The sequence below is a fragment of the uncultured Nevskia sp. genome, assembly GCF_903885465.1.
Lineage (GTDB): Bacteria > Pseudomonadota > Gammaproteobacteria > Nevskiales > Nevskiaceae > Nevskia.
Genome location: NZ_CAISIQ010000121.1, coordinates 1 through 10,743, shown reverse-complemented (window position 1 = coordinate 10,743; position 10,743 = coordinate 1). Strand labels below are relative to the sequence as shown.

At 66.3% G+C, this 10,743-nt stretch carries 10 protein-coding genes; 7 read left to right on the top strand and 3 right to left on the bottom strand.

Annotated elements, in window-relative coordinates:
• From QZY06_RS04475 to QZY06_RS04465, 3 genes are all read right to left on the bottom strand, one after another.
• On the bottom strand, nucleotides 1-1,853 hold a 1,853-nt coding region (locus QZY06_RS04475), incomplete at its 3' end, for a CHASE3 domain-containing protein (protein WP_295680737.1).
• Nucleotides 1,846-2,328 carry a TerB family tellurite resistance protein gene (locus tag QZY06_RS04470; protein ID WP_295680734.1) on the bottom strand — a complete coding sequence of 161 codons (483 nt, stop codon included), beginning with the start codon at nucleotides 2,326-2,328 and terminating at the stop codon, nucleotides 1,846-1,848. The genes QZY06_RS04475 and QZY06_RS04470, both read right to left, overlap by 8 nt.
• A 44-nt stretch (nucleotides 2,329-2,372) precedes the next feature.
• On the bottom strand, nucleotides 2,373-3,056 hold the full coding sequence (locus tag QZY06_RS04465; RefSeq protein ID WP_295680731.1) for an alpha/beta fold hydrolase: 684 nt from the start codon (nucleotides 3,054-3,056) through the stop codon (nucleotides 2,373-2,375).
• A gap of 156 nt (nucleotides 3,057-3,212) precedes the next feature.
• Between QZY06_RS04465 and QZY06_RS04460 the strand changes: the two genes are divergently transcribed.
• From QZY06_RS04460 to QZY06_RS04430, 7 genes are all read left to right on the top strand, one after another.
• Nucleotides 3,213-3,905, top strand: coding sequence for a hypothetical protein (locus tag QZY06_RS04460; RefSeq protein WP_295680728.1), 693 nt, complete (start codon nucleotides 3,213-3,215; stop codon nucleotides 3,903-3,905).
• A gap of 87 nt (nucleotides 3,906-3,992) precedes the next feature.
• Nucleotides 3,993-5,807: an HTTM domain-containing protein gene (locus QZY06_RS04455; RefSeq protein WP_295680726.1), complete on the top strand. Its 1,815-nt coding sequence runs from the start codon at nucleotides 3,993-3,995 to the stop codon at nucleotides 5,805-5,807.
• Nucleotides 5,808-5,823: 16 nt separating this feature from the next.
• Nucleotides 5,824-6,639 carry a TatD family hydrolase gene (locus QZY06_RS04450; protein ID WP_295680722.1) on the top strand — a complete coding sequence of 272 codons (816 nt, stop codon included), beginning with the start codon at nucleotides 5,824-5,826 and terminating at the stop codon, nucleotides 6,637-6,639.
• 61 nt (nucleotides 6,640-6,700) lie between these two features.
• On the top strand, nucleotides 6,701-7,429 hold the full coding sequence (locus tag QZY06_RS04445; RefSeq protein WP_295680719.1) for a cyclase family protein: 729 nt from the start codon (nucleotides 6,701-6,703) through the stop codon (nucleotides 7,427-7,429).
• Between the two features lie 76 nt (nucleotides 7,430-7,505).
• Nucleotides 7,506-8,414 carry a patatin-like phospholipase family protein gene (locus tag QZY06_RS04440; RefSeq protein ID WP_295680716.1) on the top strand — a complete coding sequence of 303 codons (909 nt, stop codon included), beginning with the start codon at nucleotides 7,506-7,508 and terminating at the stop codon, nucleotides 8,412-8,414.
• A gap of 14 nt (nucleotides 8,415-8,428) precedes the next feature.
• Nucleotides 8,429-9,199 carry an endonuclease/exonuclease/phosphatase family protein gene (locus tag QZY06_RS04435; RefSeq protein ID WP_295680713.1) on the top strand — a complete coding sequence of 257 codons (771 nt, stop codon included), beginning with the start codon at nucleotides 8,429-8,431 and terminating at the stop codon, nucleotides 9,197-9,199.
• On the top strand, nucleotides 9,196-10,635 hold the full coding sequence (locus QZY06_RS04430) for a phospholipase D-like domain-containing protein (protein ID WP_295680710.1): 1,440 nt from the start codon (nucleotides 9,196-9,198) through the stop codon (nucleotides 10,633-10,635). Before QZY06_RS04435 ends, QZY06_RS04430 begins: the two co-directional genes overlap by 4 nt.
• The last annotated feature ends 108 nt before the right edge of the window (nucleotides 10,636-10,743 follow it).

The following is a 10,743-nucleotide window of genomic DNA, read 5'->3' as shown; positions in this document are numbered from 1 at the left end:
TCGAGCTTGCCGGCTTCGACCTTGGACAGATCGAGGATGTCGTTGATCAGCTGCAGCAGCTTCGAGCCGCTCTCGAAGATGACCTTGGCCGACTCCACTTCATCAGACGCCAGATGGCCTTCGTCGTTGTCGGCCAGGCTCTTCGACAGGATCAGCAGGCTATTCAGCGGCGTGCGCAACTCGTGCGACATGTTGGCCAGGAATTCGCTCTTGTACTGGCTGGCGCGGGCCAGTGCATCGGCCTTTTCCTGAGTCTCGCGCTGCAGCTCCTGCAGGATCATCTGCTGCTCCTGCATGGTGGCGCCGCGGCTGACCAGCGATTCGTTGGTGACCTTCAGCTCCTCGGCCTGCAGCTTCAGTTCTTCCTCGGAGGCGCGCAGCTTCTGCGATTGCTCTTCGAGCAGACGGGTCTTGGCACCGAGCGCTTCGTTGGTGGCGCGCAACTCCTCCTGCTGCACGCGCAGCGATTCCTCGGAGGCCTGCAGTTCCTCGGATTGCGCCTGGGTTTCGGCCAGCAGTTCCTGGGTGCGCAGCGCGCGGCGCAGGTTGTCGAACGACAAGGTAACGATCGGCAGCAGCTCGTCGAGCAGATGTCGCTGTTCGACGCTGAAATCATCGAAGGCGGCAATTTCGAGCACCGCCACCAGATGGTCCTGCAGCACCAGTGGCAGCAACAGCAGACAGCGCGGCGTCGCCTGACCCAGCCCGGAACGGATGCTCAGGTAATCGCCCGGCAGGTCGCGCAGCAGCACCGGCTCGCGGCTGCGCGCGCACTGGCCGACCAGGCCATCGTCGAGCTTGATCGCCTGACGCCGGGCGATGTCGTCCGGCAGGCCGTAGCCGCCGAGGCATTGCAGGCGCTGACGGCGATCGTCGAAGCCGTAGAACGCCAGCGCGGCGGCGCCAACCTTCGGCCGCAGCGCATCGGTCAGCGCATGGGCGAAGGCGCCGGTATCGCGCGCTTCCTGCAGCCCGGCGGAAATCTCGCCGAGCGAAGTCTTGACCCAGTTCTGGCTGTGGGTGGTGATCGACATGGCCTTGAACACGTCGAGTGCGCGGGCAATGTCGCCAACCTCGTCGGCACGCCGCTGGAACGGCACAACGATGCTGTGATCGTGACCGGCCAGCCGGGTCATCAGCGCGGTGAGCGCGGTGATCGGCGCGGCGATCATTCGCCGCACGCTGCGGATTGCGTAACCGGAGATCAGTACCGCGAGGAGCAGCAGCAGGATCGTCAGCCGGCGCGCCATCTCCACACTTTCATGCAAGGTTGCGCTGCGCTGGCCGAGCAGCAGGCGCTCGGTGGCCTGGGTGTCGGCGATGAGGGCGCGCAGCGTATCGCGGTACCCCTTGCCCTTGATGGTCAACGCGACCGAAGCCTCGGTGCTGCCGCCGCTTTCGATCAATACCCGGGTCGGCTCGGAGATTTCATTGCGCCAGGTGCTCATCACCTCGTCGATGCGATCGAGCTGCGCCTGCTGCGCCGGGTTATCGACGACCAGACCGCGCAAGGTCGCCAGCACGTGCCGGTACGCCTCGGTACCGTCGTTGTAAGGCGCCAGATAAGCCGGATCGTGCGTCAGCTGATAACCGCGGATGCCGGTCTGCTGGTTCAGGGTCTGCACTTCCAGATCGCGCAGCGCGGCGATCACTTCATAGGTGTGCTGCGTCCAGCTACGCTGGTTCTCCTCGCGCTGCTGGATCAGGAAGAAGGCCACCGCGTTGATGACCAGCAACAGCGTGATCAGGCCGAAACCGACGCCGAGCTTGGTCGCGATCGGCCAGTCCGCCAGGACCCACAGACGCTTGCGAGGCGCCGGCTGACCCGCCGCGGTGAGGCCGTTTTCAGCCATGGGCGTTGGTGCCTGCGTTGGCACCAGCGTTGGCTCCTGCCTGGGCGACCGCGGCTTCGCGCGCCTGGATGTAGTCGGCCATCGGGATGAACAGCAGATCGACGAGCCGGCGCAGCAGGTGCTCCTCGTACTTGTCGATGCGGCCGTCGGCCAGCGCCACTTGCCAGAGCATGCTGATCAGCCGGCGCTTGCCGTCGGCATCGAGGGCGTTGTTCAACGTCTGCACGTATTCGTGCAGCGATACCGACTGCCGGGCGCGCAGGCGCGCTTCGCTCAGCAATTGATCGAGCGCGGCGCTGTCCAGCCCATAGCGTTCGCAGAGCAGGCTGCCGACCCGCTCGAGTTCGACATCGTCGGATTCGAAATCGGCGGCGGCCAGTTCGAGCAGCAGCAGCGCTGTCGACAAGGCTTCGGACGGCGCTTTCGCGGCGGCGGACTTCGGGGCAATCAGATCACGCAGACGGCTCAGGACCACAGGGTTCTCCGGGTTGCGATGGCAATCGTCAAGACGGCGGGAATTCAGGCCGGCCGCAAGACGCGTTCCAGGAAGACCTGAACCTGAGCCTGGAGTTCGCCGAGCCGGCCGTGGAAGAAGTGCCCGGCATCGTCGTAATGGATGAATTCCGGCGGCGGGTCGTAGCTCATCATCGCGGTGCGGGTTTCGGCGTAGGACACGGTGTCGTCATCGGCACTGTGTACCGCAAGCCAGGGCACCTGCGGATGCGCGGGCGGCTCAGCGGTCTTCAGATACCGGCCCATCGGCGGCGCAATGGTGACCAATGCCGCGCAAGCCGTGCGCGACGCCGCCTTCAGCGCCACGTGGGCGCCGAACGAGAAACCGGCGATCACCAGCGGCAACTCCGGCGCGGTAGCCCGCAGCGCCTCGATCACGGCCAGCGCGTCATCGGTTTCACCGAGAGTGTCGTCGAACAGGCCGGCGCTGCGGCCAACACCGCGAAAGTTGAAGCGGACCACGCGGCAGCCCGTTTTCAGCGCCGCATTGGCGAGCGTCCAGACCACCTTGTTGGCCATCGTGCCGCCAAACAAGGGGTGCGGATGGCAGACCACGCAGAGGCCGATCGGCGTCTGTTTCGGCGTCGTCAGCAAGGCTTCGAGGCGGCCGGCCGGGCCGGCGATCAACAATTCGCTGCTGGCGCCCGGACGCAGCGCCGTTTCGGGGATCGTTTCAGGTACGGGGGACATGGTTCAAGTCTAGGATGTGAAGAGGCTTTCGGTCGAACCCTCGGTGGCTGCCCGGCTTGCCAGCCTTGGGGCGCGAACCTATAGTTCGACGGGCTCGGGGTCAGCTTGCCTGCTCCGAAGTACTAATAAATCCAGCACAGATTTGGGGGACATGGAATGCGCAAGCTCGCTGTCATCACGGGCGCCGCTCTGGCACTCGCCGGAACTTGGACGGCCGTGGCAGGCCAGAACAACGACATCAGCACCCAACCGTCGGCGAATGCCTACGTGAGCATGGACTTCGGCCATCCGAATCCGGCCCGCGCAATGACGGCACCGCTGCACTACGGCCTGCGCATGTCTTATGACCAGCGCCTGCGCGCGTTCGACGGCGGCGCGCTGCCGGCGCTCGCCCAGTGGGACTTCGACACCCGCGGCAACCGCATCGCGATGGTCGGCGGCATTCCGTTCATGGCGCACATTCAGCCGCCGATGCGTCAGGCCGAAGATGACGGCGGCCGCCCGGCGCAGGACGGCATCGGTCCGGAAGGCCTGGACTTCTTCGATCTGTCGCTGCTGGTCGTCGGCGTTGCCGGCATCGGCTACCTGATCTACGAAGTGGCTGACAACAAGGACAGCAAGGCGGAAACCCCGCCTGCCACCACGGGCGGCCTCCTCGGCGGCTTGCTGGGTGGACTCCTGGGCGGCGGAACGACTGGCGGAACCACGGGTGGCACCACCGGTGGCACGCTCGGCGGTCTGCTGGGTGGCTATGCCAACGCGAACGGCATCTCGGCTGATCGCGATGTCGAGCGTCTGAATTGGCTCGATGGCGGCACCGGTCAGATGGGCGACCTGCAGAAGCGGTAAGCGCGCAGCCGCAACACCAAAGGGAGCCGCGAGGCTCCCTTTTCGTTTACGAAGTTGCTCGCCCCGCGAGCAGATAGAGAGAACCTGATGATTCCAGCCTGGCTCAAGACCCGACTCGACATGGTCTTCGGCATCGATCTGCGCACGCTGGCCTTGTTCCGCGTGATGCTCGGCACCGTGCTGCTGGCGGATCAGCTGTGCCGCGTGGTCGATCTGACTGCGTTCTATACCGATCTCGGCGTCATGCCGCGCGACTGGCTGCTGAGCACCAACGGCCTGTGGCGCGTCACCTTCCATGCGGCCAACGGCGAGTGGTGGTTTGCCGCGCTGCTGTTCGGCATCGAAATAATCGCCGCGCTGCTGATCATCTTCGGCTGGCGCACGCGCCTGGCGCTGGTGATCGCCTTCGTGCTCAACGCATCCCTGCTGAACCGCAATCCGATGGTGCTGCTGGGCGGCGACATCCTGCTGACCTGCCTGATCTTCTGGGCGATCTTCCTGCCGGTGGCGGCGCGTGCCAGCCTCGATGCCGCGCTGAGCAACACGCCGGCGCCAGCCGACAATCTGCACCGTTCCTGGGCCTCGGTCGGCATCTTGTTCCAGGTGATGTCGGTGTACTTCTTCAGCGCCATCCTGAAAAGCGGCGCCGACTGGCACAACGGCACGGCGGTGTTCTATGCGCTGTCGATCGACGGCTACTCGACACCGCTCGGCCAATGGCTGAAGACCTTCCCGCAACTGACCACCGGTCTCACCCATTACGTCTGGTGGCTGGAGATGGTCGGGCCGATCCTGGTCTTCGTGCCGGTGCTCAGCCGCGCCTTCCGCTTCGCGGTGATGGCGATGCTGATGGCGATGCACATCGGCTTCATCTTCTGCCTGGAACTCGGGCCGTTCCCGTACATCAGCCTGACTTCGCTGAGCCTGCTCGCCGGTGGATGGCTGTGGGATGCCGCAGGCCGTCTGCGTGATCGCCGCGCTGCCGCTCTCGGGCCGCAGCCCTTGCGCATCTACTACGACCGCGACTGCGGCTTCTGCCTGAAGAGCGTGCTGATCCTGCGATCGCTGCTGTTGCTGAAAGCCGAGATCGCCCCCGCGCAGGACACGCCGCGGGCAAAGTCCTTGCTCGAAGCGAACTACTCCTGGGTGATCCTCGATCACGACGATCACGCCTATCTGAAGTGGCCGGCATTCGTGATCCTGCTGCGTAGGTCGCCGCTGTTCGCGCCGATCGGCTGGCTGCTGTCCGGCGGCTGGGCCGTGCCGATCGGCAATGCCGTATACGACTTCGTCGGCCGCAATCGTGGCGGCTTCGGCCAGATCAGCGGCGCGCTGCTGCCGTTCCACGACCGGCCGTTCGAAAGCGGGCCGATCGCTCAGGCGCTCGCCGGTTTCACGATGGTGGTGCTGCTGACCTGGAACTTCTGCACCATCCACTGGCTGCCGGAACGGCTGTACGCGATGCTGACGCCGCCGCTGCGCAAGGTGCGCCTCGATCAGTACTGGGACATGTTCGCGCCGTTCCCGTCGCGCGAAGACGGCTGGTTCGTGATTCCCGCAACGCTGCGAGACGGCACCGAATTCGACCTGCTGCACCCGGAACGCAAGGGCATCAGCTACGACAAGCCCGAGTACATCACCCACGAGTGGCAGAACATCCGCTGGCACAAGTACATGGAGCGCGTCTGGTCCGCCGCGTTTGCCGACAACCGTCTGTATTACGGCCGCTGGCTGTGCCGCGACTGGAACACCACGCATACCGGCCAGCAGCAGCTCGACACTTTCAAGATCATCTACATGCTCGAGAAATCGGTGCCGCCCGGCCAGACGCCGACCGTCGAACAGATCGTGCTGTGGCGCCATGGCTGCTTCGCGGTGCCGGCATCAAACGCAACCAAGTGAAGTCGATTGTCGTCCGATGGGCCTGATCGATATCGGCGCCAACCTCGCGCACGAAAGCTTCGCTGCCGACTTCGATGCCGTCCTGAGTCGCGCCAGCGCGGCAGGTGTCGACACGATCATCGTCACCGGCTCCTGCGCGGCGAGCAACGAACAGGTGCTGGCCTTTGCCCAAGCCTCACGTGCCGCGCCACGCGGCAGCGATCAGCCTCGGCTGTATGCGACCGCCGGCCTGCACCCGCATCACGCCGCAGACTGGAACGATGCTCTCGCCGCCCGCATCGCGACCCTGGCGCAGGCGCCGGAAGTGGTGGCGCTCGGCGAATGCGGGCTCGACTACTTCCGCGACCTGTCGCCGCGCCCGGAGCAACGCGCCGCGTTCATCGCTCAGCTCGAATTGGCGATCGCAGCGAACAAGCCGGTGTTCCTGCATCAGCGTGATGCCCATGCGGATTTCATCACCATCCTGCGCGACTACCGGCCGCAGCTGCGCGATGCCGTCGTCCACTGCTTCACCGACACGGCCGCCGCCTGCGCGGACTACCTGCAGCTCGACTGCCACATCGGCATCACCGGCTGGATCTGCGACGAGCGCCGCGGCAGCCATCTGCACGAAGTCGCGCGGATGATTCCGACCGAGCGCCTGCTGATCGAGACCGACGCGCCCTACCTGCTGCCGCGAACCTTGCGGCCCAAACCCAAGGATCGCCGCAACGAACCCGCGTACCTGCCCGCCGTGCTGACAGCCATCGCCGAGGCGCGCGGCGAGTCGTCTGCGCAGGTCGCCAGCTCGACGACGGCGAACGCCCGACGCGTGTTCGCCCTGCCCCAATAATTGGGGTCAGATACAGATTAATTTTGGCAACTAGCAACGAGCCACTGGACACTGCCGCACCATGCCCTACGTCCTGTCGCCGCTGATCCGCCCCGATGCGCCCGGTCTCTGGGCCGAAGGCGCGCCGTATTCGGTCGAGCCGATCTACGACCTCTGCAATCCATCCCATCCGCCGGTGCGCTACGACGCCCATCGGCTGGCGCCGCACAGCCTGCCGCATGTCGATGCGCCTTCGCACATCCTCGAGGACGGCGCGGATGTCGGCAGCTATTTCACACCCGCGCGGCTTGGCAATCTTTACGGTCCGGTGCTGTTGCTGAAACTGCAATCGCCGGTCTGGCAGGACCTCGCCGGCGGCCGCCATTGCCTCGTCGATGCCGCGCAGCTGCGCGCCGAGATTCGCCGTGCGACTGGCAGCGAAGTCGCACCGGACAAGCTGATCCTGAGCTTGGCGGATCTGCCAATGACCGCCCACGGCCAGCACGATCCGGCCTGCGCACTGACCCTGGCCGAGGATGCTGCCGACTGGCTGCTCGCCAATCCGCGCTTCGACGCCTATCTGACCTCGTGGAAGTCGACCGACTTCCAGCCCGGCTCCCGCGCCCGGCCGATTCACCGCAAGCTGCTGCCGCACGCTGCCGTGTTCGAATGCCTGGATGTCGCCGCGGTGCCCGAAGGCCTCTATTTCCTCAGCGCCTTCCCGTTGCCGCTGGCGGGCGCGTCCGAAGCGCCGGTCTGCCCGGTGCTGTTCACCTTCGACGAACTCGCGGCCGCGCTGGCAACGCGCTGATCGCAGCGCAAAGCCCTTGCAACTCCGCTGGCAGTCGGCGCGTCTAAACTGTGCCCCCGTCTTGCCCCTCGTCGCCATGAATCGAAGCCGTCGCCTGTTCGCTGCCCTCGCCACGGTCTGTGGACTGATGACCGCGTGCAGCGGCACGCCTGTGGTCACTGCCCCCGTGGTCGACGCGCCGAGCGGCCCGATCATTCCGCCAGCACCGGTGCTGCCGAAGGTGGCACTGGCCCTCGGCGGCGGCGCGGCGCGCGGCTTCGCCCATGTCGGCGTCATCAAGATGCTCGAATCGCAGGGCATCCAGGTCGATCTGATCATCGGCACCAGCGCCGGCAGCGTCGTCGGCGCGCTATACGCCTCGGGCCTGAACGGCTTCGAGCTGCAGGAAATGACCTTCGATCTCGAACGCGCGACCTTCGCCGACTGGCAGCTGTTCAACCGCGGCCTGCTGCGCGGCGAAAAGCTGCAGAACTTCGTCAACGAAAAGGTCGGCAATCGCAAGATTCAGCAGCTGCCGCGGCGTTTCGCCGCCGTTGCCGCCAAGCTGCGCACCGGCGAAGCGACGGTGTTCACCACCGGCGATGTCGGGCTTGCGGTGCGCGCTTCGTCGGCGATTCCCGGCGTGTTCCAGCCGGCGGTGATCGACAACGAGGAGTACGTCGACGGCGGCACCGTCAGCCCGGTGCCGGTGCGCTTCGCCCGCGCACTCGGTGCCGATATCGTGATCGCCGTCGATGTCTCGGCACCGGTCGAGGAAGCGCGTGAGGACTCGACTCTGGGCACCGTGCTGAAGGCCTTCGACATCATGGGTTCGTCCCTGCGCCGCGCCGAGCTGCCGGGCGCCGATGTAGTCATCGCCCCGGACGTGCACGGCATCAAGGCCGCCGATTTCGAATCCAAGCAGCGGGCGATCCTGGCCGGCGAGAAAGCGGCACTGGCGGCCGTGCCGGCGATCCGCGCGCTGATCGCTGCCAAGACCCATTAGGACCGCCGCCACTGATGAGCCTGGGCAGCGCGCCCGATCTGCTGCGGGTGCTGAGCCTGAACATCCAGGTCGGCCTGCGCAGTAGCCAGTACCGCCACTATCTGACCCAGGCCTGGCGCCACTTGCTGCCCTCGCAAGGCGTGCGCGGCGTGCTCGACGAGATCGGCAGCCTGGCGGCCGGCTATGACCTGGTTGGGATTCAGGAGGCCGATGCCGGCAGTCTGCGGACGCGGCAGCTGAACCAGGTCGCCTATCTCGCCGAACGCGCCTCGCTGCCGCACTGGCAGGCCGCGGTGAATCGCGATCTGCGGCCGTTCGCGCAGCACTGCCTCGGCGTGATGTCACGCGATCCGCTGCAGCTGCTGCGCCATCACCCGTTGCCCGGGCTGCTGCCGGGACGCGGCGCGCTCGATGTCGAAGTGAAGCGGCCGGGCTATCGACCGCTGCGGGTGGTCGTCGTCCATCTGGCGCTCGGGCGGCGCGATCGCAGCCGCCAGCTCGGCTATCTCGGTGCGCTGCTCGAAGACGGCGACGATGCGCTGGTACTCGGCGATTTCAACTGCGGGCCGCAGGAACTCGAGGCGCATCCTTCGCTGCGCCGCGCCGGCCTGAAACCGGTGCACCGCGACCCAACCTACCCGGCCTGGGCGCCCACCCGCTGCATCGACCACGTGCTGGTGACCGACGGGCTGGACGTCCACGAAGTCCGGGGGCTCGACGCGCGGCTGTCCGACCATCTGCCGGTCGGCCTGACCGTGCGCCTGCAGCCCGAGGAAGTTTCTTGATCACCGATATTCACGAGATTGCCAGCTGGCTGCTGCCGATCACCAGCTTGCTGCTGACCACCTGGACGGCGGCGCACGCCTTGCTGCACAAGCACAACGCCGCGTCGGCCTGGGGCTGGATCGGCGCCTGCCTGCTGCTGCCGTTCGCCGGACCGGTGCTGTACTTCGTGTTCGGCATCAACCGGGTGCTGACCCGCGCGCAGCGTCAGCAGCAACCACCTGAGCGCCGCGGCCCGAGCTACGCCGAAACCGATGCCCGCTACCAGCCCGATGTAGTACCGATCAGCCTCAGTGAAGTCGCGCGCAGCGGCGATGTGATCACCGGTCTGCCGCTGCTGACCGGTAACCGGCTGGACGTGCTGCACAACGGCGAAGCGGCCTATCCGCGGATGCTGGCGGCGATCGACGCGGCCCGGTATTCGATCGCGCTGACCTCCTACATCTTCGATCGCGACGAGGCCGGCGAACAGTTCATCGAGGCGCTGGACCGCGCGCAGGCGCGCGGCGTGGAAGTGCGCTGCCTGCTCGATGGTGTCGGCGAGCTGGCCTGGCGTCGCGCCGGCAGTGAGCTGCTGGCGCGCGGCGTGCCGGTGGTGCGCTACAACCCGCTGCGCCTGTGGCCGCCGTTCCTGCACATCAATCTGCGCAATCACCGCAAGCTGCTGATCGTCGATGGTGCCGTCGCCTTCACCGGCGGCATGAACATCAGCGCCACCCATTACGTCGCCGAGCCCGACAAGCCGGGCACGGCGGCCGATCTGCAGGTGGAGATACGCGGCCCGGTGATCGCCCAGTTGCAGCAGGTGTTCATCGACGACTGGGCCTATGCCGCCGAAGAAAACTGGACTCCACCAACAGCGCCATCAGCCGCAGAGGCTGGCGGCAACGGTGCACTGTGCCGGGTCATCACCGACGGCCCGAACGAGGATTTCGGCCATCTCAGTCTGGTGCTGCTCGCCGCGATCGCCGCTGCGCAGGAACGCATCCAGATCGTCACGCCGTACTTCGTGCCGCCGGACGAACTGCTGTCGGCGCTGATGTCGGCGGCAGTGCGCGGCGTCGTCGTCGATCTGATCCTGAGTCGCGACCGCAACCACCGGATCACCTGGTACGCGATGCACAAGCTGATGCCGCCGCTGCTCAAGCGCGGCGTGCGGATCCACCTGCAGCCGCCGCCGTTCTGCCACACCAAGTTGTTCGTGGTCGATCGCCGCTATGCGCAGTTCGGTTCGGCGAATCTCGACATGCGTTCGCTGCGGCTGAACTTCGAGATGGTCGTCGAGACCTACGACCGTGCCTTCGTCGAGGAACTGGCGCAGCACTGCGATGCCCTGAGCGAACGCGCCACCACGCTGGAGTACGACAAGCTGCGCCGCCGCCCGGTGCTGCTCCGTCTGCGCGATGCCGCCTGCTGGCTGCTATCGCCGTACCTGTAAACAAAAAAGCCCCGATCGTCGCCGGGGCTTTTTCGAATCAGCGCAAACCGATCAGTCGGTGACCGCACCGAGGCTGGCCGCCGACACCAGCTTCGCGTACTTGGCGAG

Excerpts from the sequence above, each read along its gene's own strand:
- QZY06_RS04465 (WP_295680731.1), bottom strand. The coding sequence starts at position 3,056 with ATGTCCCCCGTACCTGAAACGATCCCCGAAACGGCGCTGCGTCCGGGC.
- QZY06_RS04460 (WP_295680728.1), top strand. The coding sequence starts at position 3,213 with ATGCGCAAGCTCGCTGTCATCACGGGCGCCGCTCTGGCACTCGCCGGA.
- QZY06_RS04455 (WP_295680726.1), top strand. The coding sequence starts at position 3,993 with ATGATTCCAGCCTGGCTCAAGACCCGACTCGACATGGTCTTCGGCATC.
- QZY06_RS04450 (WP_295680722.1), top strand. The coding sequence starts at position 5,824 with ATGGGCCTGATCGATATCGGCGCCAACCTCGCGCACGAAAGCTTCGCT.
- QZY06_RS04445 (WP_295680719.1), top strand. The coding sequence starts at position 6,701 with ATGCCCTACGTCCTGTCGCCGCTGATCCGCCCCGATGCGCCCGGTCTC.
- QZY06_RS04440 (WP_295680716.1), top strand. The coding sequence starts at position 7,506 with ATGAATCGAAGCCGTCGCCTGTTCGCTGCCCTCGCCACGGTCTGTGGA.
- QZY06_RS04435 (WP_295680713.1), top strand. The coding sequence starts at position 8,429 with ATGAGCCTGGGCAGCGCGCCCGATCTGCTGCGGGTGCTGAGCCTGAAC.